At 74.0% G+C, this 24,172-nt stretch carries 20 protein-coding genes; 14 read left to right on the top strand and 6 right to left on the bottom strand.

The features are described from left to right. Positions 1 to 5: 5 nt before the first annotated feature. Positions 6 to 704 carry a hypothetical protein gene (locus AB0M28_RS06470; protein WP_365398698.1) on the top strand — a complete coding sequence of 233 codons (699 nt, stop codon included), beginning with the start codon at positions 6 to 8 and terminating at the stop codon, positions 702 to 704. Positions 705 to 780: 76 nt separating this feature from the next. Then, on the top strand, positions 781 to 1,599 hold the full coding sequence (locus AB0M28_RS06465) for an NmrA family NAD(P)-binding protein (protein ID WP_365398696.1): 819 nt from the start codon (positions 781 to 783) through the stop codon (positions 1,597 to 1,599). A 24-nt stretch (positions 1,600 to 1,623) separates the two neighbouring features. Here AB0M28_RS06465 and AB0M28_RS06460 read toward each other — a convergent pair whose 3' ends face one another. Beyond that, positions 1,624 to 3,090 carry a ketol-acid reductoisomerase gene (locus AB0M28_RS06460; protein ID WP_365398693.1) on the bottom strand — a complete coding sequence of 489 codons (1,467 nt, stop codon included), beginning with the start codon at positions 3,088 to 3,090 and terminating at the stop codon, positions 1,624 to 1,626. Positions 3,091 to 3,180: 90 nt separating this feature from the next. Here AB0M28_RS06460 and AB0M28_RS06455 point away from each other — a divergent pair, with 90 nt between their 5' ends. The 6 genes from AB0M28_RS06455 (at position 3,181) to AB0M28_RS06430 (ending at position 8,757) form a co-directional block, all read left to right on the top strand. Continuing rightward, the gene (locus tag AB0M28_RS06455; protein WP_365398690.1) at positions 3,181 to 4,137 is read left to right on the top strand and encodes a LysR substrate-binding domain-containing protein; all 957 of its coding nucleotides are present in this window, start codon (positions 3,181 to 3,183) and stop codon (positions 4,135 to 4,137) included. Between the two features lie 177 nt (positions 4,138 to 4,314). Then, complete coding sequence (locus tag AB0M28_RS06450) at positions 4,315 to 4,911, top strand: XRE family transcriptional regulator (RefSeq protein WP_365398687.1); 597 nt, start codon at positions 4,315 to 4,317, stop codon at positions 4,909 to 4,911. A 1-nt stretch (position 4,912) separates the two neighbouring features. Next, entirely contained in the window at positions 4,913 to 5,056 is a 144-nt protein-coding gene (locus tag AB0M28_RS06445) for a DUF6126 family protein (protein ID WP_365398684.1), read from the top strand. A 136-nt stretch (positions 5,057 to 5,192) separates the two neighbouring features. Continuing rightward, entirely contained in the window at positions 5,193 to 6,317 is a 1,125-nt protein-coding gene (locus tag AB0M28_RS06440; RefSeq protein WP_365398681.1) for a mechanosensitive ion channel family protein, read from the top strand. Positions 6,318 to 6,370: 53 nt separating this feature from the next. Continuing rightward, entirely contained in the window at positions 6,371 to 8,122 is a 1,752-nt protein-coding gene (locus AB0M28_RS06435; RefSeq protein WP_365398678.1) for a histidine kinase, read from the top strand. Further along, on the top strand, positions 8,113 to 8,757 hold the full coding sequence (locus AB0M28_RS06430; RefSeq protein WP_365398676.1) for a response regulator transcription factor: 645 nt from the start codon (positions 8,113 to 8,115) through the stop codon (positions 8,755 to 8,757). The genes AB0M28_RS06435 and AB0M28_RS06430 overlap by 10 nt, the downstream gene beginning before the upstream one ends. Positions 8,758 to 8,958: 201 nt before the next feature. On the opposite strand, the gene AB0M28_RS06425 is transcribed toward AB0M28_RS06430, so the two are convergent. Beyond that, complete coding sequence (locus AB0M28_RS06425; RefSeq protein WP_365398674.1) at positions 8,959 to 10,707, bottom strand: hypothetical protein; 1,749 nt, start codon at positions 10,705 to 10,707, stop codon at positions 8,959 to 8,961. Between the two features lie 106 nt (positions 10,708 to 10,813). Between AB0M28_RS06425 and AB0M28_RS06420 the strand changes: the two genes are divergently transcribed. Next, a complete protein-coding gene (locus AB0M28_RS06420; protein WP_365398672.1) occupies positions 10,814 to 11,926 on the top strand; it encodes an aminopeptidase P family protein in 1,113 nt (370 codons plus the stop codon). Positions 11,927 to 11,956: 30 nt separating this feature from the next. Here AB0M28_RS06420 and AB0M28_RS06415 read toward each other — a convergent pair whose 3' ends face one another. Next, on the bottom strand, positions 11,957 to 12,802 hold the full coding sequence (locus tag AB0M28_RS06415) for an endonuclease/exonuclease/phosphatase family protein (RefSeq protein WP_365398669.1): 846 nt from the start codon (positions 12,800 to 12,802) through the stop codon (positions 11,957 to 11,959). Positions 12,803 to 12,941: 139 nt separating this feature from the next. On the opposite strand from AB0M28_RS06415, the gene AB0M28_RS06410 reads away from it, so the two are divergent. Continuing rightward, positions 12,942 to 14,762 carry a glycoside hydrolase family 3 N-terminal domain-containing protein gene (locus AB0M28_RS06410; protein WP_365398666.1) on the top strand — a complete coding sequence of 607 codons (1,821 nt, stop codon included), beginning with the start codon at positions 12,942 to 12,944 and terminating at the stop codon, positions 14,760 to 14,762. Positions 14,763 to 14,792: 30 nt separating this feature from the next. On the opposite strand, the gene AB0M28_RS06405 is transcribed toward AB0M28_RS06410, so the two are convergent. The 3 genes from AB0M28_RS06405 to AB0M28_RS06395 all read right to left on the bottom strand — a co-directional run bounded on the left by AB0M28_RS06405 (position 14,793) and on the right by AB0M28_RS06395 (position 19,562). After that, positions 14,793 to 15,374 carry a DinB family protein gene (locus tag AB0M28_RS06405; protein WP_365398664.1) on the bottom strand — a complete coding sequence of 194 codons (582 nt, stop codon included), beginning with the start codon at positions 15,372 to 15,374 and terminating at the stop codon, positions 14,793 to 14,795. Between the two features lie 265 nt (positions 15,375 to 15,639). Then, positions 15,640 to 17,457: an RICIN domain-containing protein gene (locus AB0M28_RS06400; RefSeq protein WP_365398661.1), complete on the bottom strand. Its 1,818-nt coding sequence runs from the start codon at positions 17,455 to 17,457 to the stop codon at positions 15,640 to 15,642. Between the two features lie 134 nt (positions 17,458 to 17,591). After that, entirely contained in the window at positions 17,592 to 19,562 is a 1,971-nt protein-coding gene (locus AB0M28_RS06395; RefSeq protein WP_365398658.1) for a hypothetical protein, read from the bottom strand. 222 nt (positions 19,563 to 19,784) lie between these two features. Here AB0M28_RS06395 and AB0M28_RS06390 point away from each other — a divergent pair, with 222 nt between their 5' ends. The 4 genes from AB0M28_RS06390 (at position 19,785) to AB0M28_RS06375 (ending at position 24,138) form a co-directional block, all read left to right on the top strand. After that, complete coding sequence (locus AB0M28_RS06390) at positions 19,785 to 21,035, top strand: ROK family transcriptional regulator (protein ID WP_365398654.1); 1,251 nt, start codon at positions 19,785 to 19,787, stop codon at positions 21,033 to 21,035. Positions 21,036 to 21,440: 405 nt separating this feature from the next. Next, positions 21,441 to 22,406: a class I SAM-dependent methyltransferase gene (locus tag AB0M28_RS06385; RefSeq protein WP_365398652.1), complete on the top strand. Its 966-nt coding sequence runs from the start codon at positions 21,441 to 21,443 to the stop codon at positions 22,404 to 22,406. Positions 22,407 to 22,534: 128 nt separating this feature from the next. Continuing rightward, positions 22,535 to 23,290 (top strand): SDR family oxidoreductase, encoded by a 756-nt coding sequence (locus tag AB0M28_RS06380; RefSeq protein WP_365398649.1) that lies wholly within the window; start codon positions 22,535 to 22,537, stop codon positions 23,288 to 23,290. A gap of 5 nt (positions 23,291 to 23,295) precedes the next feature. Beyond that, positions 23,296 to 24,138, top strand: coding sequence for an amidohydrolase family protein (locus AB0M28_RS06375; RefSeq protein WP_365398646.1), 843 nt, complete (start codon positions 23,296 to 23,298; stop codon positions 24,136 to 24,138). Positions 24,139 to 24,172: the final 34 nt, after the last annotated feature.

The following is a 24,172-nucleotide window of genomic DNA, read 5'->3' as shown; positions in this document are numbered from 1 at the left end:
CGAGCATGGCACAGCGCACCGACAGGCAGCGGGAGTTCCGGCGCGGCTACGCTGGGCCGGTGCCCGCCGACCCCGAACCCTTCCCCGCCGGACCGGTCCCGTGCGTCCGCGCCCGTTTCGTACGGCAGTCCTGCGGCGGCTCGTACTTCGCCGAGGCGCTCGTGGACTTCCTGCCCGGTACGGGGCTGTCGCTCACGGTGGAGGAGGACTGCGGGGGACCGGCCGCGTACGCGCGGGCCCTCTTCGACGGCGTGGCGGCGGAGCTGGCCGGGCACCCGCGGCTGGCACCGGCGTGCGAGGTGCGCGTCGCCGCCCTGCGCGTGCATCCCGTCGACTCCGGCGAGCGGGCCTTCCGGCTGGCCGGGCACATGGGCGTACGGACGGTGCTGGGCCTGCGCGAGCCGGTGCCGGCCCGCAAGGTCGACCTGCGCGCGTGGCAGGGGCTGTACGTCACGGCCCGCCTCGACGACGACGGGACGCTGCGCATCGAGGGCCAGGACCTGACCGGTCCGGAGTACGAGTACGCCCTCACGGTCGCCGCCGCCGACGTGCCCGCCGTCCGCGCAGCGCTGGGCGCCGCCCCGGCGAGCGACCTGCTGCACCTGCTGCGGCGGCACAGCCCCGAGGTCGTGCGCCGGGGCGAGCGGACCTGGCTGCGGAGCCTGGGGATCGAGCCCGGATTCTGGTCCCGGCACGGGGATTGAGGACAGATCCTGACCGCAGTGCTTCCTACCGTGGTTCTTGACAGCAGCGCAGGTCGAAGCACTGAGGAGAGCCTCCATGACCATTCTCGTGACCGGAGCCACCGGAACCGTCGGCCGGCGGATCGTGGACCATCTGGTGGCGGGCGGCCACAAGGTCCGCGCCCTCACCCGCAACCCGGCGACGGCCGGTCTCCCGGAGGGCGTCGAGCCGGTCGCCGGCGACCTGACCCGCCCGGAGACGTTCGCCGCCGCCCTCGACGGCGTCACGGCCGTCCACTTCATCACGTTCGCGGGCGACGACTACCAGCCGCTGGCCACGGCCGCCGAACTGGTCCGCCTCGCGGAGGAGGCCGGGGTGCTCCGGGCGACCGTGCTGAGCGGCGTGCAGGGGCGGGCCGTCGAGGAGGCGCTGCAGGCGAGCGGTATGGAGTGGACGTTCGTGCAGCCGGTGGAGTTCATGGGCAACGCCCTGGAGTGGTCCGGGCCCGCGCGGGAGAAGGGCGCGATCAGCGAGCCGTTCCCGGCGGCGCTCAGCGCGCCCGTGCACGAGTCCGACATCGGCGCGGTGGCCGCGGTCGCGCTGACCGGGGACGGCCACCACGGGCAGACGTACACGGTGACCGGGCCGGAGGTGCTGACCAAGCCGGAGAAGGTCCGGATCATCAGCCGGGCGGCCGGCCGCGACATCGCGTACGTCGAACTCACCGAGCAGCAGGCGCGCGACAGCTGGGCGGCCAAGGGACTGCCGCCGCACGTCATCGACTTCCTCATCGGCGCGTACGGCAACCCGCCGGAGATGGCGTACACCGTCCTGCCCACGGTCGAGCGCGTCACCGGCCGCCCGGCCCGCACGTACGCGCAGTGGGCGGCCGAGCACGCGGCCGACTTCCGCTGACCCGGGGGGAGGGGCGGGCGCGCGTCACGCCACCGAGATGTCCACCGTCGGCCGCAGCTTCGCGGCCGACGCGAGGGCCTCGTGCACCGGGTGGCTGGTGAAGGCCGCGAGCAGCGCCGGATCGGTGGAGCCCGACTCGGCGGCGGGGAGGGCGAGCTGTTCGTACGCCGCCTGGAAGCGCGGGCCCCAGCGGCGGGCGCCGAGGCGTGCGGTGCGGGAGCAGTTGTCGACCATGTACGCCACGTCCCGTGCGTGCATGTACGGCAGCAGCGAGTCCACCGCCTCGATCACGGACTCGTTGACGATCTCCGACCACGGGTGGCCGCGGTCGGCGAACTCGTCGATCTGCGCCGCCATCGTGGCGACGAACATCCCCGCCGTGAACGCCTCCACCGGCAGCTCCCGCTCCCCGCGCCGGGCCCTCGCGGCCGGGCCCGCGGACCACATCGGCGAGCCGCCGATCCGGCTCATCGGCCGGTCCGCCAGGCGCCGTTCCGCGAGGATCACGCTGCGCAGCTCGGTGCCGTCGGCCACCTCGTCGTAGATCTCCGCGACCAGCTCGCGCGCGGGACGGTAGGCGGCGGCGTACGCGCGGTCGAAGACCTCCCTCCCGGCCGCCGGCAGTGTCTCCCGCACCGCGCGCAGACCGTCGCGGGAGACGGTGCGGGCGACGGGGCCGGTGATGTTCTCGCAGGAGCGCTCGTACGCCGTCACGGCGTCGTCCCCCGACAGCAGGTAGTGCCGGTACAGGCACTCCACCAGCCCGTGCACGGCGCCCAGCAGCACCGCCCGCTCGCCCACGATGTCCGAGAGGTACTCCGAGCGCAGGGTGGTGCGGAACGTGTACGGCGCCCCGAGCGCCACCGACCAGGCCAGGGCGCGGTCCACCGCGTGCCCGTCGGGGTCGGCGTGCACCGCGAAGCTCGCGTTGATCCCGGCGCCGTTGATCTGCTCGCCCTGTTCGTACAGCCGCCGCACCGAGTCGCCCATCCCCTTCGGGCAGACGGCGATCACACCGTGCCCGGGAGGGAAGTCGCCGCCGGCGGCGGTGAGATGGCCGAGCAGGAAGCCGTGGGACAGGCCGATGGTGGCACCGGGCCTCAGGGCCGCGAAGACCTCCTCGTGGTGAGCGGCCAGCGCGGCGTCGGCGACGAGCAGGATGACCAGATCGGCCCCGGACGCGACCTCGAGCCAGTCGCCCAGCGTGCCGTCGGCCTCGGTGAACCCGTGTGCCCGTGCGTCGGCGGCGGAGGCGGAGCCGGGGCGCAGCCCCACCGCGACGGTGATGTCCGTACCGGCCAGGGAGTCGCGGAGGTTTCGGGCCTGGGCCCGTCCCTGCGGTCCCCAGCCGAGGACGGCGATGCGGCGGACCCCGGCGAACGCCTGGGGCAGCAGCGGGAAGAGATGGCGGCCGCCGCGCAGGACGGTCTCCGTCCCGCCGGGCACGGACATCGATTCGGGCGTGAACACGGTCGACGTGAAGGAGGTCATGGGGAGAGTTGTAGGGTCGCCGCGTGCCTTGCGACAAGCGCAAGAGGCGCAGCGGGGCGTTGCGGTGAATGAAAGAGGCAGGTGGGGGTCGTGATCGACGGGCACCGGGAGCTGCGGCTGTTCCTGCATCTGGCGCAGACCCTCAACTTCGGCCGGACCAGCCTCGAATGCCACGTCAGCCCCGCGACGCTCACCAGGACCGTCCAGCGGCTCGAGGCGCGGCTCGGCCACCGGCTGCTCGACCGCGGCCCGCAGGGCGTCTCCCTCACCGCCGAGGGGCACCGCTTCCGCCGGTACGCCGAGCAGACGCTGGAGCTGTGGCGGAGCTACCGGGACGAGGACCCCGACCCCACCGGACTGGCGGGCAGCCTCGTCGTGTTCGCCACCGTCACCGCCTGCCAGGCCCTGCTGCCTGATCTGCTCGCCCCGTTCCGCGCGGCGCACCCGCAGGTCCGCCTCGACCTGCGCACGGGGGACGCCGCGGCGGCCCTCGCCCGGCTCGACGAGGGGGAGGTGGACGCCGTCGTCGCCGGTCTGCCGGACCGGCTCCCGGAGGGCCTCGTGGCCCGCACGGTCACCACGACTGAGCTGGTCTTCGTGACCGCGAGGGAGGGGCGGGACCCCGGGGAGGGGCGGGGCCTCGGAGAGGGGCGGGACCCTCGGGACCCTGGGGAGGGGCGGGGCTTTGGAGAGGGGCGGGAGCCCGGGGAGGCGGAGGAGGGCCCGGGGTGGCCCCGCCCGCCGTTCGTCCTGCCGCGCCGCGGCCTGGTCCGGGAATCGGCCGACCGCTGGTTCCGCGCGCACGGGATCCGGCCGGATGTCGCCGCCGAACCGGACGGGCACGAGGCGCTGCTCGCCCTGGTCGCCCTGGGCTGCGGGACGGGCGTCGTACCCCGGCTGGTCCTGGAGTGCAGCATGGTCCGCGACCGGCTGCGGATCCTGCCGGTCGACCCCGGTCCGGCGCCACTGCCCATCGGCCTGTGCGTCCGCCGTACGGACCTGCGCCGTCCGCTGGTGGCGGCGCTGTGGAGCGGTACGGACGGCTGACCGCCGGCGCGCCCCCTGCCCCGCCCTCCGCTACGGAGGCGGGCGACGGTCGCGCCACCCGTCTCGGCTATCGTCGACACGGACGCCCGTCGCCCCCGGCGCCGACCCACCCCGTGATCCTTTGCCTCTGAGGCAAGCGATTTGCCTCAGAGGTCACCGGCGTGGCTGAATCGACCCATGAGCCCCACCGACCTCCCGGCCGCCGTAGGCCCGCGCCTGCGCGACCTGCGCCTCAGCCGCGGGCTGAAGCTGGAGGACGCCGCCGCGCGCGCCGGGCTCTCGCCCGCCCATCTGTCCCGGCTCGAGACCGGCCGCCGGCAGCCGTCGCTGCCGATGCTGCTCGCGCTGGCCGGGGCGTACCGCACCACCGTCTCCGACCTCCTCGGCGAGACGCCCCCGGACCGCGAGGCGGTCATCCGCGCCGGGGACCAGGACGCCACCGAGGCGCAGGGGTGGCGCTACACCCGGGCCGGCGCCCGGGGCCGCGCCATGCAGCCGCTGCGGGTCGAGGTGCCCTGGGGCGCCCAGGGGGATCTGGTGCGCGTCCACCCCGGCGAGGAGTGGATCTACGTGCTGCGCGGGCGGCTGCGGCTCACGCTCGGCGACGCCGAGGAGACGCTGCAGCCGGGGGACGCGGCGCACTTCGACTCCCTCACCCCGCACCGGATCGCCGCGCAGGACGCCGGCGGGGCGGAGCTCCTGTTCGTCCACACCCTGCTGCAGAGCAGCGCCGCGGAGCTCTGCCTCGGCGCACCGTCCAACGGAAAGGCATGACATGGACCACGACACCCGGTCCGGCGACGTCCGCGAGGAGCGCTTCCCCCGCGGCCTGGTGATCCGGCTGCTCGTCTACCTGGTCGTGGGCCATGTCCTGGCCGCTTTCCTGTACTTGCTCTTCGAGACGGGCGCCGGCCAGTGAACGCCCGTCCGTAGAGCGGCTCGAAACCGCACCTCGCCGGTGACCGCCTCCCGCGGATGAGGGAGGATGTCCCCGCGCCGGGGTCGGTCAAGTGTCCGGCGCGCGCAATGGTTTCCGAGAAGAAGACGGTGGCGCGTTGTACCGGGCTCTGACAGTGCACGACATACTCATCGCCGGAGCGGCGGTGCTCGGCGGCCTGGTGGCCGGGTTCCTGCTCCGGCTGCTGCTGGGCTGGCTCGGCAAGGGTGCCCGGCGCACCAGCTGGAGCGGCGACGACCACCTCGTCGCCGCCCTGCGCACCATCGCCCCCTGGGGCGCCCTCGCGGGCGGTGTGTCGATCGCCGCCGAGGTGCTCCCGCTGAAGGACGCCGTGCGGCACACGGTCCAGCAGATCGTGGTGGCGGTGCTGATCCTCGCCGTCACGGTCGCCGTGGCCCGGATCATCGGGGAGCTGGTCGGCTCCCGCTCGGCCGGGCTCGGGTCCGCGACGATCCTGGTGAACATCACCCGGATCGCCGTCCTCGCGATCGGCGTGCTGATCCTGCTGGAGACCCTCGGCATCTCCATCGCCCCGCTGCTCACCGCCCTCGGTGTCGGCGGTCTGGCGGTGGCGCTGGCCCTGCAGGACACCCTCGCCAACCTCTTCGCGGGCGTGCACATCCTCGCCGCGAAGAGTGTGCAGGTCGGTGACTACATCAAGCTCAGCAGCCTGGAGGAGGGGTACGTCACCGACATCAACTGGCGCAACACGGTCATCCGCACCCAGTCCGACAACCTCGTGATCATCCCCAACGACCAGCTGTCGCGCACGATCATGACGAACTACCACCGGCCGGAGCAGGAGATGTCCGTCATCGTCCAGGCCGGTGTGGGCCTGGGCAGCGACCTCTCCCACGTGGAGCGCGTGACGGTCGAGATCGCCGAGCAGGTCATGGCCGAGGTGGAGGGCGGCGTGCCCTCGTACGAGCCGGTGGTGCGCTTCCACACCTTCGGCGATTCGCGGGTGGGCTTCTCGGTCATCCTCCGCACGCGGGAGTACGGCGACCAGTACCGGATCAAGCACGAGCTCATCAAGCGCCTGCACGCCCGCTACCGGGCCGAGGGCATCGACATCGCGCACCCCGTCCGCAAGGTCGTGATGCAGTACGCGGACGACACCCCGGTGCTGCCCCGCCAGCGGGAGTCCTCGGACGTCACGCCGCGGGAGACCGTGGACATCGGGCCTCGGGAGCCCTCGGACATTCCGGGCATACAGTCCTGAACGCCGCGGACAGGGTGCCGGGCCGGTTGCGGCATGGCTTAGCGTTGTCGATCGTGAACAGCGGTCTTCCGGCCCAGGCGGCGCGGTGCGGTCCGGTTGTCGGCGCGATGCTGGCGGCCGTCGCAGGCGTGGCCGGGGCCTGGTCGTTCCACCGCGCGGGCGGCTCGCCGGTGGAGGTCGCCCGCGATCTCGCCGTCGGCTGGGCGTACGCGGTGGCGGGTGTGATCGCCTGGGTGCGCCGCCCCGACAACCGCACCGGACCGCTGATGCTCGCCGAGGGCATCGTCTGGTTCGTGGGCAATCTGCAGGGCAGCGGCGTGCCCGCGCTGTTCGCCCTGGGCGCCTGGTGGGAGGCGCTGAACATGGCGGTCCTCGCCCACCTCATCCTGTCCTTCCCCGACGGCCGGCTGGCCTCGCGCCGCACCCGCGCCCTGGTGGTCTTCGGGTACGTTCTGGTCGCCGTCGGCGGACTGGCCCGCGCGCTGGCCTTCGACCCCGCCGTCGAGACCGACTCCACCTATCTGAGCTGCACGGACGTCTGCGGCCCCAACCCGCTGCTGATCCGGTCCGCCGCCGGCCTCTTCCCGTACGTCGACGGCGTCTTCCGGGCGTTCGGCTGGATGATCTCGGCGACCCTCGTCTACGCCATCATCCGCCGCTGGCGGCGGGCGTCGGTGGCCCGGCGCCGGGCCCTGCTGCCCGCCTGGATCGCCGTGGCCCTGGCCACCTCCTTCCTGGCCTGGGACCTGCTCGTGGTGCTGACGGGGGTGGCCGGTTCCACCGCCGAGCAGGTGCTGGCGTTCTCCTCCGACCTGGCGCAGACGGCGGTGCCGCTGGCCTTCCTCGGCGGACTGCTGCGGATGCAGCTCCAGCGCGCCGAGGTCGGCGGGCTGGTGATGGAGGTGGGCGCCGCCTCCGACCCGGGCCGGCTGCGCGACGCGCTGGTGCCCGTGCTCGGCGACCCCAGCGTGCGGCTCGGTGTCTGGCAGGAGGAGCGCGGCCTGTACGCCGACGGGGCCGGGCAGCGCGTCGAACCCGCCGAGCGGGGCTGCACCCGCATCGACACCTCGCGGGGCGCGCCGCTGGCCCTGCTGCGGCACGATCCGGTCCTCGCCGAGGACCCGGAGCTGCTGGCGTCCGTGGCGGCGGCGCTGCGCCTCGCACTGGAGAACGTCTGGCTGGAGAGCCAGGCCCGTGAGGTGGGCGCCCGGATCGTGCGCGCGGCCGACAGCGAGCGGCGCCGGCTGGAGCGGGACCTGCACGACGGCGCGCAGACCCGGCTGGTCTTCGCGCTGATGGCGCTGCGCCGCGTCGACGCCGGCCTGGCCGACCACCCCGACCCCTCGCTGCGCCGCTCCCTCGCCGAGGTGGAGCGGAGTCTGCGCCTCGCGATGGAGGAGCTGCGCGGCCTCGCCCACGGCATCCACCCGGCCGTCCTCACCCGCGACGGTCTGGCCCCCGCCCTGAAGGAGCTCGCCGGTCAGGCCGAGCTGCCGGTCGTGGTGGCCGCGGAGGAGCGGCGCTTCGACCCGGTGACCGAGGCCACCGCCTACTTCACCGTCAGCGAGGCGCTCGCGAACGCCGCAAAGCACGCCCAGGCGCGCGCGGTGAGCGTCAGCGCCCGAAGCCGCGAGGGCCGGCTCGTGGTGGAGACCGTCGACGACGGCGTCGGCGGCGCCGACACGGCACGCGGTACGGGGCTGGCCGGGCTCGCGGACCGGATAGCGGCCGTCGGGGGAGTGCTGCGGGTGCACAGCCCCGCGGGTCAGGGCACCAGAATCGTCGCGGAGCTGCCATGCGAGTGATCGTGGCGGAGGACTCGAACATCCTCCGTGAGGGAATCGTGCGCCTGCTGGGCGACGAGGGCGTGGAGGTCGCGGCGTCCTGCGCGGACACCTCGGGGCTGCTGCCGCTGGTGGCCGAGCACCGGCCGCACGCGGTGCTGCTGGACATCCGGATGCCGCCGACCCACACCGACGAGGGGCTGCGGGCCGCCGCCGCGATCCGCGAGCGCCACCCCGGCACGGGGGTGCTGCTGCTGTCGCAGTACGTGGAGACCGGCGCCACGGTACGGGCCCTGGTCGACGATCCGCGCGGCTTCGGCTATCTGCTGAAGGAGCGCGTCGCCGACTCCGGCGAGCTGGTCCGCTCGCTGCGGCGGGTCGCGGCCGGCGAGGCGGTGGTGGACCCCGACGTCGTACGCCGTCTCATGGCGGGCGCCCGCGCCGCCGAGCCCCTGGCGGCGCTGACCAACCGGGAGCGGGAGGTGCTGGCGCTGATGGCCGAGGGGCACTCCAACGAGGCCATCGCCAGGAATCTGGTCATCGGCGGCAAGACGGTGGAGACGCATGTACGCAACGTCTTCACCAAGCTCGACCTGGACAGCGACCTCATGGAGCACCGCAGGGTGAAGGCCGTCCTCGCGTACCTGCGCGGCTGAACGGCCCACCCCCTGGAGGCGGCGCCCGGCCGTGAAAGCCGGCGCCTCTCCTGAAACCGACGCCCCGCCCCGCGATGATCCCCCGCGTCGTCCCCCGTACGTCATCGCGGAGCGGTGCTCGGTGACTCCTACGTTAGGCGGGGGCGGTGGTTCCGGACATCAGGGCCAGCCCTGAGATTCGATCACTGGGCCCGCTGCCCCTCAGGGCCGGTTCAGCGCCCGTGCCACACCGGCCGCCACCGCCGTGGCGAGGATCCAGCCCGCCGCGATCAGGACGTAGCCGACCCACAGCCCGGTCGCCGAATCGGGGATGTGCGCCTTCTCCTGGCCGAAGTCGACCACCGGGAGCAGGACGTCCAGCGCGTACACGACGGCCTCGAACCGCGGCGGCCGCTGCGTGTGCGCGGGCGGGTCGAAGTGGAAGTAGACGATCCCCGCCGCCAGCAGCCCGAGCAGCCATCCCACGGCCCGTGCCGGGCGGTAGCCGTAGCCGACCGTTACGTCCTGGACCAGCCCCCACAGCCGCGCGTACCACGGCAGGTGCGTGCGCCGCGCCCGCTGCCCCGCGAGCTGCACGCGCCGCGCCTCGTGGTCCAGTCCCAGGCGCCGGTACACCCCGGCGAGATGCTCGTAGGGCTGGGGGAGGTACGCGCCCTCGTCACGGGCGAGCCACGGCAGGCGCTCGGCCGCGGGCAGCGGGTTGTCGAGCGTCTGGTACGCCGCGCCGTCCAGCCGGACACGGGCCGGCCAGGTGCGGGCCTCGTCGTGCAGCACGCCGGTCGTGGCGTACCGCAGGTCCACCGCGCCGCCCGGCGGCTCGGCCAGGCGCATCCGGACTTCGCGGGACGTCGACTGGCGCAGGGTGAGCGCCGTGCCCTCGGCGCCCCCGCGCAGGTGCGCGCCGGTCAGGTCGACGCGCCCGGTGATCTGCGCCCCGGATATCCGTACCAGCCCGGCCGCTGTGACGTCGCGCAGCACCACGTCGCCGCCGGTCTGCACACCGTACGCGTCAAGCGCGGTGCCGTTGGGGGCGTGCAGGGTGGCGCCGTTCAGCTGCAGGTGACTGGCCACCGACGCGGCGGCCAGCCGTATCGTCCCGGTGGAGCGGAAACGGTGGTCCAGCACCACGTCGGCGCCGAACGCCGCGCCGGGGGCGTCCAGCGTGCGCCCACCTTCGTTGTGCAGTTCCGCGTCCCGCAGGAACAGCGCGCCCGTCACCGACGCGCCGCGCAGCCCCAGCTCGCCGCGGGCGGTCAGCTTGTAGCCGGACACGTCCCCCTCGACCCGCAGCCGGGCCGCGTCCAGCGCCGTCCCGTCCGTGCCGTGCAGCCGGGCCTCGCGCAGCTGCACGCTGCCGCCGACGCGGGCGCTGCGCAGCTCGATTACGCCGCCGGCGGTGAACTCCAGGTTGCACAGGACGTCGCTCTCCACGGTCAGCCGGCCGGCGGCCAGCCCGCCGTCCAGTCGCGCGCCGCCGAGATTGAGGTTCCCGCCGATCCGCGCGCCCACCAGGAGCAGCTTGCCGGTGACATGGCTGCGCAGGAGGCGCACATTGCCCTCGACGGTGGCGTACGAGGCGAGGACGCCCGGCAGCAGCGAGTCCTGGAACGTCAGGTTGCGGACCCGGGCCGCGTAGAGGTTGATCTCCTCGTCGAAGGCGCAGCCGCGGATCCGCAGATGGCAGCCGATGTCGGCGTTGTCCAGCATCAGCCCGCCGGTGATCCGCGCGCCCAGCAGGTGCACGGCCGCGACATGCCCGGTCGCCGCCTCCTGCGCACCCAGCAGCAGCGCCGCGACGACCTCCGCCCGTACGGTCCGCTCCGGACCCCACGCGGCGGCCTGCTCGGGATCGTCGAGGGCGGGGTCGCCGGTCCGCAGATCGACGCGCAGCCCCTTGGGGAACGCCTCCCACAACCGCCGCTCGGCACTGGTCAGTTCATCGGGCCACACGGTCCCCACCCCCGAGCGTCGATCTTAGCGACACGCACCCGCCGGACCACCGATGCCGGGGGGCCGGAGGAGCGGAACGAGGAGCCAGGGGCTATAAGTAGAAGACATGAGCGACGAGCCCACGCCCTTCACCGCCGACGACTACCGCGCCCGGATGGAGCGCGCGGCCGCCTCCGCCGCCGACGCGGGACTGGCCGGCCTGCTGGTGGCCCCCGGCCCCGACCTGGTCTGGCTGACCGGCTACCAGCCCACCGCGATCACCGAGCGGCTCACCCTGCTCGTCCTCACCCCCGGCAGCGATCCGGTCCTGGTCGTCCCGGCGCTGGAGGCCCCGGACGCGGCCGGCGCCCCGGTGACCCTGCGTGACTGGAAGGACGGCGCCGACCCGTACGCCGTGGCCTCCCCGCTGCTCGACGCGCAGGGCCGCTACGGGGTGAGCGACAACGCCTGGGCCATGCATCTGCTGGGCCTGCAGCGCGCGCTCCCCGACACCGGGTACGCCTCGCTCACCGACGCGCTGCCCATGCTGCGGGCCGTGAAGGACCGGCACGAGCTGCAGCGCCTCGCCGCGGCCGGCGCGGCGGCGGACGCGACGTACGAGGAGATCCTGAAGGTCCGCTTCGCGGGCCGCAAGGAGACCGAGGTGGCGGGCGACCTGGCCGATCTGCTTCTGGGCCACGGCCATTCGCAGGTCGACTTCACGGTCGTCGGCTCCGGACCGAACGGCGCGAACCCCCACCACGAGGCGGGGGAACGCACCATCACCGAGGGCGACATGGTGGTCCTCGACTTCGGCGGACTCAAGCACGGCTACGGCTCGGACACCTCGCGCACCGTGCACGTCGGCGAGCCGACGGCGGAGGAGGCCAAGGTCCACGAGATCGTGCGCACGGCGCAGAACGCGGGCTGCGAGGCGGTCCGCCCGGGCATCGCCTGCCAGGAGGTCGACCGGGTCGCCCGGGCCGTCATCGACGACGCGGGCTACGGCGAGTACTTCATCCACCGCACCGGCCACGGCATCGGCGTCACGACGCACGAGCCGCCGTACATGGTCGAGGGCGAGGAGCGGCCGCTTGTCCCGGGGATGTGCTTCTCCGTCGAGCCGGGGATCTATCTCCCGGGCCGCTTCGGCGTGCGCATCGAGGACATCGTCACCGTCACCGAGGACGGCGGCCGGCGGCTGAACGCCACCGACCGCGGGCTGGCGATCGTCGAGTAGCGGGGCGCCGGGCGGGGCGCCCCGCCGCACTCAGCGCCGTACCAGCAGGTCCGCCACCACCGGCCGGTGGTCGGAGGCGAGGGTCTGCGGTACGTGCGCGCCCAGCACGCCGATGCCGCCCGCCACCGTGACGTAGTCGATCCGGCGGACGGGGGCCGCCGCCGGGTAGGTGTAGCCGGGGGCCGGGGGAGCGGCGTCCGTCAGGTGCTGCCACAGGGGGGCCAGTTCGGGGGCCGTGGGGACGGCGTTGAGGTCGCCGGCCAGGATCTGCTGCGGGCAGCGGGTGTGGCAGTCCTCGGCCATGATGCGCAGCGTGTCCGCCACCTGCAGCCGCCGCACCGCCGGATCGGCCCGGTAGTCCAGGTGCGTGGCGTACACGTGCACCGGCACGCCAGCCATCTTGACCACGACCTCCGGGAAGCCGGGGGCGGGCTCCGGTACGGGGTTCGGCACCTGGGTGGACAGCCGGGTGAGCAGATGGTTCTCCGCGCTCTCCACCGGGAGGCGGGAGAGGATCGCGACGCCGAACTCCCGGCGCGGCAGGCCCGCTTCGAGCGGGTCCAGGCTGTATATCGGGCCGAAGAACACCCGCATCCCGAGCTGGTCCGCGAGCTCCGCGGCGAGGTCGCGCCACTGGCTGCGGGCGCTCCAGTGCACGTCGACCTCCTCCAGTGCGATCACGTCGGCGTCGAAGGAGCGCAGCGTCTCGGCCGTACCGGCGGGGTCGAAGACTCCCGAACTGTTGGCGCCGGCCGCGATGTTGTACGTCGCCACCCGCAGCGGCATCCATTCCTGTTCGTCCCCGGCGTGTGCCGTGGGCGCGGTCGCGGCGGTCAGCAGCAGAGCGGTGAGCAGGGTCCTTCGCCAGCGGCGCATCGGCCTCTCCCAAGATTGTCAGGTGCACGGCTCTGGCGAGGATAGCGACGCGGAGCGTTGACTGGAAATAACTTTCCGGCTACGTCGGGGAGTTGGCAGTTTCTTTCAGGTGTGTTCCGGTCCCCGACAAGGAGCCTTCATGCCCACGTCCCGCCGCACCTTCCTCGCCGCGGCCGCCGCCGCGGCAGCCGGCACCGCCGCCGCCGGCCTGACCGCGGGCGCCGCCCGCGCCGACGACCAGAGCGACGACGACCGCATACACGCGCTCATCGACCGCATGAGCCTCGAGGAGCGCGTCGGCCAGCTCTTCGTCATGCGGGTCTACGGGCACTCCGCCACCGACCCCGGCGCCGCGGACGCCGCGTCCAACCGCGCCACCGCCGGGGTGGACAGCGCCGCCGAGCTGATAGCCCGCTACCACGTCGGCGGCATCATCTACTTCGCCTGGGCCAACAACACCCGCGACCCGCACCAGATCGCCGGGCTGTCCAACGGCATCCAGCAGGCCGGCCTCGCCCAGCCCACCCCCGTACCGCTGCTCATCTCCACCGACCAGGAGCACGGCCGCGTCGTGCGGATCGGCGCCCCCGCCACGCTCTTCCCCGGCGCCATGGCCCTGGGCGCCGGCGGGCTCGCCGACGACGCCTACCTCACCGGCCGGGTGTCGGGCGCCGAACTGCGCGCCATGGGCATCCGGCAGAACTACTCCCCGGTCGCCGACGTGAACGTCGACCCCGCCAACCCCGTCATCGGCGTCCGCTCCTTCGGCGCCGACCCGCAGGCGGTCGCGCCGCTGGTCGCCGCCGAGGTGCGCGGCTACCAGAAGGCCGGGATCGCCGCCACCGCCAAGCACTTCCCCGGGCACGGGGACACCAGCCAGGACAGCCACCAGAGCTTCCCGCACATCACCCACACCCGTGAGGAGTGGCTGCGGATCGACGCGCCGCCGTTCCGCGCCGCGATCGCCGCGGGCATCGACGCGATCATGACGGCGCACATCGCGTTCCCGGAGATCGACCCCGCCGGCGACCCCGCCACCCTGTCGTACCCGTTCCTGACCGGCATCCTGCGCGAGGAACTCGGCTACGACGGCGTCGTCGTCACCGACTCCCTCGGCATGGTGGGCGTGCGCCAGCGCTACGGCGACGCCCGCGTCCCGGTGCTCGCCCTGCTCGCCGGCTGCGACCAGCTGCTCAACCCGCCGGACTTCCCCCTCGCCTGGAACGCCACCCTGGAGGCCGTGCGCGGCGGGGAGGTCCCCATGGCGCGCGTCGAGCAGGCGCTCACGCGCATCCTGCGGCTGAAGCTGCGCCGGGGGCTGTTCGACGAGCCGTACGTCACGCACGACGGCGTCGACGCCACCGTCGGCACGCCCGCCCACCGCGCGATCGCTGCCCGCGTCGCGGACCGGACGACGACCGTCCTCGTCAACGACGGCCTGCTGCCCCTCGACCCGCACGTCCACGGCCGCGTCCTGGTGACCGGGGTCGACGGCGCCGCGCCGCTCGGCACCAGCGGCCCGCCGACGACGGTCCTCGCCCGGGAGCTGGAGCGCCTGGGCTTCACCCCGACCGTCCTGCCGGCGGGCACCGCCGCCGCGCCGAACCCGAGCGCCGCGAAGACCGCCGCCGCGGTCGCCGCCGCCCGGGAGCACGACGCGGTCGTGGCGGTCACCCTGAACGCCCACCTCAACGCCGGCCAGCGGGCGTTCACGGCCGCCCTGACGGACACCGGCGTGCCCGTGGTCCATCTGGCCTCGTGGGACCCGTACGACATCGCCCATCTCACCGGCGTACGGGCCTCGGTCGCGAGCTACACCTGGATGGACGCCGAACTCACCGCGGCCGCCCGGGTGATCGGCGGGAAGATCCCCCCGGCCGGGCGGCTGCCGGTCGACGTCCCCCGGGCGGACGACCCGTCGCAGCTGCTCTACGGGATCGGGCACGGCCTGACGTGGTGAAGCGGTGGGCCCGGCGCGCGGGCGCCGGGCCTACTGCCCCACCCGGCCGTCGATGCGCTCGCGCAGGAAGTCGGCGTGGCCGAGATGGCGGGCGTACTCCTCGATCATGTGCACCAGCACCTCGCGCAGGGCGATCGGCTCGTCGTCGCTGCCGCCCCTGACGTCCATGTCCGGAGCCTCGGCGACCAGGCGCTCGGCGAACTCGACCTCCGTCCGCCAGATCTCCCACGCCTCGGCGACCTGCGCCGGGTCCGCGGCGGCGTCCTCGAAGTCGCCGTTCGGCCGGCCTTCGGGGCGGAAGTGGCGCTCGGTCTTCTCGCCCGCCATCACCTGGCGGAACCAGTACTGCTCCACGCCCGCGAGATGGCGGACCAGGCCCAGCAGCGAGAGGTTCGACGGCGGGACGGAGCGGCTTGCCAGCTGCTCGGCGTCCAGGCCGTCGCACTTGAGCCCGAGGGTGAGGCGCTGGTCGCGCAGATAGCCCGCGAGGGTGTCCCGTTCGCCCTCGTGGCCGCCGTCGCTGCGGGGGTCGTCCTCGGGGCTGACCCACATGTCCCACCAGCCGAACTTCCGCTCGATGCCGGTGCCGTCGTCGTCCTTGATCACAGTCATGGACCGGAGCATCCGCCGAGGTCACCCCGCGGCGCCACTGGTTTTCCCGGCGGCCCCCGGTCAGTCGGCGCCCGGCAGCGCGACGCGGACCAGGTTCCGTCCGCGCAGGGCGAACAGCGTCCCGCAGGGTGCGAGCACGCACACATCCGGCCGGAGAGGTAGACCAGCAGCGGGCCCGGGGGCCGGGGCGGGCAGCTGCAGGCCCTCGGCTTCGGCAGGACGGCGGGCGAGGTCCCGCTCGCCACCGAAGCCGAGGGCGCCCACGTCAGTGCGCGGTGAACGTCAGCGTCTGCTCCGCCGGGGTCCGCCCGCCGCCGACCGGGTTGCCGCTGGTGTCGGTCCAGGCCCGGGTGGGGGTGGTCTCGACGGGCCGGCCCGTCGCTCCCGACAGCCCGAGCACCAGCCCGCTGTAACGGTTGACCAGGCGGAACGTGCCCGTGGCGTGGCCGTCGGCGGTCGTGCCCGGGATGACGAACCACTGCTGGCCCACGGTCGCCTTGCCCCCGCTGAGCGTCGGCTTGGCGGCCCAGGCACGGCCCGCGTTGCGGCCGGAGTCGACGCCGATCAGCTGACCGGTGGCGGCGTTGGCGATGCGGTACGAACCGTCGCCGTTCGGCGTGAAGACCCAGCGGCTCAGGGCGGACCCGTCGTCCGCGGGCCGCGAGGTGGTGGTCCGGCTGCCGGCGGTCTGCGCCAGCACCCGGCCCTCGCCGCTGCTGATCGTGTACGCCGTGCCGGCGGCGACGGGAGCGGCGGGTTGCGAGGTCTCGACGGTGGTCTCGTAGTACTCGCCGTCCGCGAAGTCGGAGCAGTAGAACGAGCAGTAGCTGCGGAACGTCTTCCCGACGATCGTGGAACCGGTCTTGTTCACCGCGTCCAGCATCCAGCGGTACCAGGAGCCCGATCGGTAGTCGCCGGAGTCGCCGATGAGCTTCCACTTCTGCGTGGCGAGGTCGTCGGTGGCGTAGAAGCGCTGCGGCTCCGTGGCGTCCTGCTTCACCGCCTCGGGCTCGCCTATGTACAGGCCCAGATAGGCGTTGTACGCGATGTTCATCGTCAGCAGGTCGGACTTGGCGGGCAGTTCACCGGCGGCCTGCTGTTCGGCGACCGTACCGGGGGTCGCGGGGTCGTAGTCGTTCTCCACCGGGGTGTAGCCCGTGGTGTGGTCGGCGTCGACCGGCACCATGTTGCTCTCCAGACCGCCGATGCCGGGCTGCGACCAGGCGCCGTCGTACCACTTCCGCCACGAGCCGGGCGCCATCTTGCCCGCCATCGGGGCCCGTGCGACATGGGCACGGCTGCCGTCCGTCCAGCCGCCCGGGACACCGCCCTTCGGGATGGCGCGGGAGTTGTAGTAGACGTAGAAGTAGCCGGAGGCGGTGTCCACGAACAGCCGGGGGTCGCCGTCGCCGTAATAGTAGAGGTCGTTGGGGAACGCCGCCGTGTCGCCGCGCTCGGTGCTGTACGGCGAGGTGAGGACGTGGTCCCTGATGTCCCAGGTCCGGCCCTGGTCGGTGGAGACGGCGTAGTCGACCGCGTCGTAGTGCAGACCGTCGCCGAAGGGGGACGGGGTGAACTCGTTGTGCACCAGGCCGTACCAGTCGCCGGTGTCGGGGTCGACCCAGACGCCCATCAGATCGCAGTAGTTCTTCTGCGCGTAGTGCGAGCCGGCGGGGGCGTAGCTGGCCTCACGGCCGGTGGGGCTGTTGTTGCACCGCCAGGTGGTGTCGTCGTTGCGGTCCTGGCTGTCGGCGGGGTTCACCGCCTCGCTCAGCGTGGCGTTGCGCTTGGCGGTGTCGAAGTCCCTGCCGCTGTAGAACGTCCACTTGCGTGGGTCGGTGGCGCTGTACAGCGCATGCGCGGACTGGAAGTAGAACGTGCCGTCCTTGTCGATGTAGGTCCCGGCGGGTGTGTCGTCGGGATGCGTCCACGAGCCCTTCGCCCCGATGGTGACGGTGTACGTCGCCGAGTCGGCAGCCGGCGCCGGCTGTGCGGAAGCCGGGGCGGAGGCCAGCGTGCCGGCCAGTACGGTGGCGGTCGCCGCCAGAGCGCCGGCGATCCTGGTTCTGGAACGAGCTGACACAGGTACTCCTCATCGATTCGGGGAGCCCGCCGTACGGCGGGCTCCCGTGGCAGGCCGCCGGGGGAGCGGCCTGTGGGTCGATCGGGCTGTGCGCCGCCGGGACCGGCGGTGGGGGTGTGGTGGGGAACGGGTCCTCACCAGTCGAGGACGGCCCAGCCGCGGTGCGGCAGCGCGGTCTCGAGCTCCAGCAGGCCGTCGGCCTCGGCGACGCCGGCCGGGGTCGGCTCGGCCAGGGGTGCGAGCACGGTGGCGTGTACGGACCGCGGCGGTGCCGGCAGGTCGATCCGGGGATGCGCCGCATCGGCGCTTCCGTTGGCCACCGCGAGCCGGTGGCCGGCAGGGGAGTGCGAGGCGCGCGGGATCAGATGGGGTGCCCCGCTCACCAGCGGCAGTCTGGGGTCGTCGCCCTCCAGGAAGCGGACGGCCGCGTGCACCAGACGCCGGCCCTCGTCGCTGCGGGCCAGCTCGGCGGGTGCCGTGGCAGCCAGCACCGCGACGCGTCCGCCGAGTTCGTTGACGTAGTGGCAGCGGCCCGCGCCCCAGTGGCGGCCGTCGGGTGTCTCGATCCGGGTGACGAGCCGGGCGCCGGGGAGGGGGTCGAGGCGGGCGAGCGCCGGCTGGACGTCGACGCTCAGCAGCGCGCCCTCGGCCGCCTCCACGGCGTACGGGCCGGGCTCGACGTGCTCGGCGCGGCCGACCACCGCGGTGGCGCGCACACCCAGCAGGTCGCCGAACCCGCGCTCGGTGAGGACTGCCGCGGCCACGCCGTCCAGCAGCAGCCCGCCGCGCAGCATCGCGCGCAGTTCCTCGTCGTCGAAGACATGCGCGAGCCGGCCGAAGAGGGCTTGGACCGGGGCGGGTCCGGCGGTGACGGGGACCCCGTAGCCGAGCAGGAACCCGGCGGCCGGCTCGGGGTCGGCCGCCAGCTCCGCCAGCCGCCCGGCGGCCCCGGTCGGCAGCCGGGCGGCGGTGTCCTGCCGCCAGGGCAGCCCCACGCCGAGCGTGACGGCAGGCGCCGGTCGGCGTCCGGCAACCCAGTCCAGCGCGGGCCGTGAGCGGCGCAGCAACCCGTCGATGTGCGGGAAGTCCTCGGCCCGTTCGGCGTGCGTGGGGTGGACGTTGAGTAGCAGCGCGTCCGCGCCCGACAGCTGGGCGGTAACCATCTCCGACCAGGTCTGGGTGTCCGACTTCGACCAGGTGGTGTGCGGCCAGTTCTCGATCTCGGGCTCGCAGTCGGCGTAGCGCGGGCGCAGGGCGCGCTGCATCTCCAGCGACCAGACCGCGGAGGCCAGGCTGCGCGCCGGGGTGTCGGAGTAGGGCGCGAAGTGCGGGCGGTGGGTCACTCCGCGCTGCGCCGACAGGGCGGTGAACAGCGCGTCCCAGTCCCGGCCCTCCACGGAGTGCGCGGCGGGCAGCGAGCTCATGAGTCCCAGTTGCGAGCGGCCGCCGGAGCGTTCCTGCACCACCTGCGCCAGCCGCTCCGCGACCTCCAGCTGGGCGGTCCGCCACACCTGCTGCAGCAGCGCGCGCCACGGATGCGGCGGGCCGGGCGCGGTGACGGCCGCGACCACCTCCTCCCGGGTGGCGGGCGCACCGGTCAGGCGGGTCAGCCGTTCCAGCATCAGCGGCTCGAAACCACCGCCCCAGTCCAGCGGCGCATGGTTGTGGTAGCGGAAGTCGTCCTCCAACCACAGCACCCGGAAGCCCAGTTCGGCGAAGCGCCCGTAGTGCGCGTACAGCCAGTCGCGCCAGCGCGGGCAGGCGAAGGACGCCTGGGCCGCGGCGCGCCGGCCGGTGGGCGACTCCATGGGCGCGAAGCCCAGCGCGTCGACCCGGCCCCGGTCGGCGTGTCCGACGGTGACCCAGGGATTGAGGCTGACGTCCAGTCCGGCGTCGGTCAGCACCCGGTGGGCTTCGGCCGCCGCCTCGTACCAGCGGTCCTCCTCGGGGCCGGCGAGGTGGCCGGTGTGCAGCTGCTCGGCGCCGAGGAGCAGCACCACCTCGTCGACCCCGACCTCCTGGCACACCTTGGCCAGGGCAGCTGCACGGTCGGTCAGGTCGTCGCCGGGTCGCAGCTGGAAGCGGAGGTGGTAGCGGGCCGTCACGGGGTCTCCTTCGTAATTAGTTCGGCTAGGATCCAAAATTAATAAGGAGCCGTCAACAGGTTGAGCGGAGAGACTTCGGGGGAGAGGCGATCTCCGGGGAGAGCGGACTCCCGGGAGGGGCGATCCCGCTCCCCGGCCCGCGGGCGACCGCGTACCTTGTCGGGGAATCGCCGTACGGGAACAGGAGCAGGCGTGGTGAAAGCAGATCTACGCGGAGCGGGCGTGCGCGACGTAGGCGGCGAAGCGGCGTCCCGGGCGAGCGACCGCGCTTCGCTGCGCCGGTCCAACCTCGGCCTGGTGCTGCGCCTGCTGCGCGACGCCGGACCGCGGTCCCGTACCCGGATCGCGGCGGAGACCGGGCTGCCCAAGGCCACGGTCACCAACCTGGTCGCCGAACTGGTCGAACGCGGCCTGGTACGCGAGGGGGAGACCGCGCGCGACGGCTCCGTCGGCCGTCCCAGCCGCACGGTGGAGATCGACGGCCGCACCATCTGCGGCATCGGCATGGAGGTCAACGCCGACTATCTGAGCCTCATCGCGTTCGACCTGCGCGGCGAGGTCGTCGTCGAGCGGCACACACCGCTCGACACCCGCGGCAGCGGACCGGAAGCCGTCCTGGACCAGATGGCGGAGGCGGTCCGCGAGACGCGCGACGCCCTGCGCACGCGAGGCGTGCACCTGGTCGCCGTGACCGTCGCGGCCCCCGGCGTGATCGGCATGGACACCGGCGTGGTGTCCTACGCGCCCAACATCGGCTGGCAGGACGTGGCCGTCGTCGAGGGCCTGCGCTCCCGGCTCGGTGCGGGGGCGCCGCCGGTCCGGCTGGAGAACGACGCCAAGCTGGGCGCGGTCGCCGAGTACCTGGTCGCGGCCGCGGCGGACATCCACGACCTGATCTATGTGACAGGCGAGACGGGCGTCGGCGGTGGCATCATCTCCGACGGCCGGCTCCTGCGCGGATCGGCCGGATTCGCCGGCGAGATCGGCCATATGCCGCTGGACCCCGGTGGGCAGCCGTGCGCCTGCGGGCGCCGAGGGTGCTGGGAGACGATGGTCGGCCTGGCGGCCCTGCTCCGGCTCGCCGCCGCGCCCGACGACCCGGTCCACGACCCCACGGTCGATCTGGCGCAGCGCCTGGCGGAGCTGCGCCGCCGCGCGGACACGGGCGACGCCGCCACCCTGGCGGCGCTGGAGCGGATCGCCGACGGCCTCGCCCTGGGGCTCGCACTGCTGGCGGACGTCCTCAACCCTCGGGCGGTCGTCCTCGGCGGCTACTTCGCCCACTTCGGCGACTACCTCATCGACCGGGTCCGCGGCGAACTGTCCGCCCGGGTGATGGCGCCGGAGGCCGGCCGCTGCGAGGTCCTGCTGTCCGCCCTGGGTTTCAGCGCCGCGGCACGTGGCGGCGCCTATCTGGCGCTCGACCGGGTCTACCAGGACCCGGGCGGCGTGTCGGCGTCCCCGGCGGGCTGAACGGACGCCGTCGACGCCCGCTGTCAGGTGCGGCGGGGAGTTCGCTTCCGGATCACTGGGGCCTGCCCGGTCGGCGCCTCAGCATCACGGGAAGCAGGGGCGCCACGGCGACCCCGACCAACAGGGCAGCCCCGAGGCCGGGATGCAGGGAGGCGACGTACGTCGCGCCGCCTCCGGCGAGAAGCAGGACGACGGGCGAAGGTAAGGCGCTGCGGGCTGGCGGCCCTCGGAGCTCGGCGTTGCCGAGCGTCGTGACGCTCGCCGGGCCCAGGTCGGTGACCGGCCCGCGTCGTCGGTCCGTGCGGAGCCGACACCCAGCGCCGGAATGGCGGCCCGGACCGTAAGTGCCAGGCGGTGATTGATGCGCGCCGCTGGCGGTGAGCCCCCGACGAGTAGGGTGCGGGCGTGGACGCACACGCACACGGGCACGGGCAGGCGGACGGCGACGGGCGGTCGTACGGGCGGCACGGACACGGGGCCGTCGAAGGGCACACGGCGCAAGCCGCGCACCCCTACGGCATCGAATGGGCCGAGCAGGCCGAGCACCTCGCCCGTGGCGCCCACGCGGACGCCGGCTGGGCGGCGGCGCGGGCGCGTGAGCTGCTGGCGCCCGAGGACCGCGTCGCCGTCGACATCGGCTCCGGTGGCGGCGCGATGACCCTCGCCCTGGCCTCCGCCCTGCGGGCCGGCCAGGTCGTGGCCGTCGACGTGTCGGCGGAGCTGCTGGCCGAGGTGACGAAGCGGGCGTCGGCCGCGCTGTCCGGTTCCCCGGTACGGGTCGAGGCGACGGTCGCCGATCTCGCCGACGGCGTGGGCCCGTTGCGCGAGGTACTCGACGGACCCGCCGATCTGGTGTGGGCCTCCGCCTGCGTGCACCACCTCGGCGACCAGCAGGCCGCCGTCGACGGGCTTGCCGCACTGCTCGCGCCCGGCGGACGGCTGGCGCTGGCCGAGGGCGGGCTGCGGGCGCAGCATCTGCCGTGGGACCTCGGCGTGGGTGAGCCGGGGCTGGAGGCGCGGCTGGCGCTGGCCATGGACCGCTGGTTCCGGGGCATGCGTGAGTCCCTGCCCGGTACGGCGCGGATGCCGTACGGCTGGACCGAGGCGCTCACCCGCGCCGGGCTCGGCGGGGTCGGCACCCGCTCGACCCTGATCGAACGCAGCGCCCCGCTGGGCGGCGAGGCCCGCCGCGAGATCGCCGGCCGGCTCGCGCACCACGTCGAACGGCTCCGTCCCAGCGGGCTGGTCGAGCCTGACGACCTCGCGGTCTGGGACATCCTCCTCGACGAGAGCGACAGCGCGTGGATCGGCCACCGGTCCGATGTCTTCCATCTGGAAGTCCGCAGCGTCCACGTCGGTGTGCGCCGCTGAACGCGGGTGTACAAGCCCGTGCTTGGCGATGTGCGCGAGGGCGGTGAATCGGCCGCGGAGGGTTGACTCCAACGGATTGGTCCGATGAATATTGCTACAGCGCTGATCACCGAGGAGGCCGCGCCGCAATGACCGAACTCAAGGGACTCAGAGCCGTCGTCACCGGCGGAGCCTCCGGCATCGGGCTCGCCACGGCCCGGCTGCTGGCGGGTCGCGGCGCGGACGTCGCCGTGATCGACCTCGACCCCGCGGGCGCCGAGGCACCCCTACGCGGCTACCGCGCGGACGTCACGGACGACGCGGCCGTGCGGGCGGCCGTCGACGGCGCCGCACGGGACCTCGACGGGCTCGACATCCTGGTGAACAACGCGGGCATCGGTGCCATCGGCACCGTCGAGGACAACGACGACGCCCAGTGGCACCGCGTCCTGGACGTCAACGTGCTCGGCATGGTCCGCACCAGCCGCGCCGCGCTGCCACATCTGCGACGGTCCCGGAACGCGGCGATCGTCAACACCTGTTCCATCGCGGCGACCGCGGGGCTGCCGCAGCGCGCCCTGTACTCGGCCACCAAGGGCGCCGTCCTCTCCCTCACCCTGGCGATGGCCGCCGACCACGTCCGCGAGGGCATCCGGGTCAACTGCGTGAACCCCGGCACCGCGGACACGCCGTGGATCGGTCGGCTGCTGGACCAGGCGGACGACCCGGCGGCGGAGCGGGCGGCGCTCAACGCCCGCCAGCCCATGGGCCGGCTGGTCAGCGCCGACGAGGTCGCCGCGGCGATCGTCTATCTGGCGAGCCCCGCCGCCGCGTCCGTGACCGGCACGGCCCTCGCGGTCGACGGCGGCATGCAGGGGCTGCGCCTGCGGCCGGCGCAGGGGTGACGGCGGTGCGCATCGTCGACGCCCACCACCACGTATGGGACCTGTCGGTCCGCGACCAGCCTTGGACCGCGGCGCCGGAACTGGCCCCGATACGCCGGGACTTCACGCTCCTCGACCTCGAGCCGCAGGCGCGGGCCGCCGGGGTGTCGGCGACGGTCCTGGTACAGACGATCACGGTGCCGGAGGAGACGCCGGAGTTCCTCGCCCTGGCCGGGGCCAGCGACCTGGTCGCCGGGGTCGTCGGCTGGACGGACCTCACCGCACCCGGCGTCGCGGACGAACTCGCGCGGCTGCGTGAGCTGCCCGGCGGCGCGCTGCTGAAGGGCATCCGCCACCAGGTGCAGGGCGAGCCCGACCCGTCGTGGCTGCTGCGCCCCGACGTACGCCGTGGGCTGGCCGCGGTGGAGGCCGCGGGGCTCGTGTACGACCTGGTGGTGCTCCCGGGCCAGCTCCCCGCGTGCGTCGAGGCGGCGGCCGGGCACCCCGGTCTCACGTTCGTCCTCGACCACCTCGGCAAGCCGCCGATCGCCTCCGGCGCACTCGACGCCTGGGCGGCCTCCGTCCGCGCGCTCGCGGCGCAGCCGAACGTGACGTGCAAGCTGTCGGGTCTGGTGACGGAGGCCGACTGGTCCGGCTGGACCCCGGCGGACCTGCGGCCCTGCACCGACGTGGCCCTGGACGCGTTCGGCCCGCACCGCGTCATGTACGGCTCCGACTGGCCCGTCTGCCTCCTGGCCGCCACCTACGCGGACGTCGTGACGACCGCCCAGGCCCTGACGGCCCACCTCGGCGGGCCCGACCGGGCCCAGGTCTTCGCCGGAACGGCCGAGCGGGTCTACGGCCTGTAACCGGGCCGGGGCGCGGAGTCGCCGCGAACCGGCC

This window comes from Streptomyces sp. NPDC051940 (genome assembly GCF_040680895.1).
Classification (GTDB): Bacteria; Actinomycetota; Actinomycetes; order Streptomycetales; family Streptomycetaceae; genus Streptomyces.
This window is presented reverse-complemented; position numbering and strand designations above follow the sequence as displayed.

What these genes read in the sequence shown, in the direction of transcription:
- AB0M28_RS06465 (WP_365398696.1), top strand. Translation starts at nt 781, where the DNA reads ATGACCATTCTCGTGACCGGAGCCACCGGAACCGTCGGCCGGCGGATC.
- AB0M28_RS06420 (WP_365398672.1), top strand. Translation starts at nt 10,814, where the DNA reads ATGAGCGACGAGCCCACGCCCTTCACCGCCGACGACTACCGCGCCCGG.
- AB0M28_RS06380 (WP_365398649.1), top strand. Translation starts at nt 22,535, where the DNA reads ATGACCGAACTCAAGGGACTCAGAGCCGTCGTCACCGGCGGAGCCTCC.
- AB0M28_RS06405 (WP_365398664.1), bottom strand. Translation starts at nt 15,374, where the DNA reads ATGACTGTGATCAAGGACGACGACGGCACCGGCATCGAGCGGAAGTTC.
- AB0M28_RS06430 (WP_365398676.1), top strand. Translation starts at nt 8,113, where the DNA reads ATGCGAGTGATCGTGGCGGAGGACTCGAACATCCTCCGTGAGGGAATC.
- AB0M28_RS06410 (WP_365398666.1), top strand. Translation starts at nt 12,942, where the DNA reads ATGCCCACGTCCCGCCGCACCTTCCTCGCCGCGGCCGCCGCCGCGGCA.
- AB0M28_RS06445 (WP_365398684.1), top strand. Translation starts at nt 4,913, where the DNA reads ATGGACCACGACACCCGGTCCGGCGACGTCCGCGAGGAGCGCTTCCCC.
- AB0M28_RS06470 (WP_365398698.1), top strand. Translation starts at nt 6, where the DNA reads ATGGCACAGCGCACCGACAGGCAGCGGGAGTTCCGGCGCGGCTACGCT.
- AB0M28_RS06450 (WP_365398687.1), top strand. Translation starts at nt 4,315, where the DNA reads ATGAGCCCCACCGACCTCCCGGCCGCCGTAGGCCCGCGCCTGCGCGAC.
- AB0M28_RS06460 (WP_365398693.1), bottom strand. Translation starts at nt 3,090, where the DNA reads ATGACCTCCTTCACGTCGACCGTGTTCACGCCCGAATCGATGTCCGTG.
- AB0M28_RS06415 (WP_365398669.1), bottom strand. Translation starts at nt 12,802, where the DNA reads ATGCGCCGCTGGCGAAGGACCCTGCTCACCGCTCTGCTGCTGACCGCC.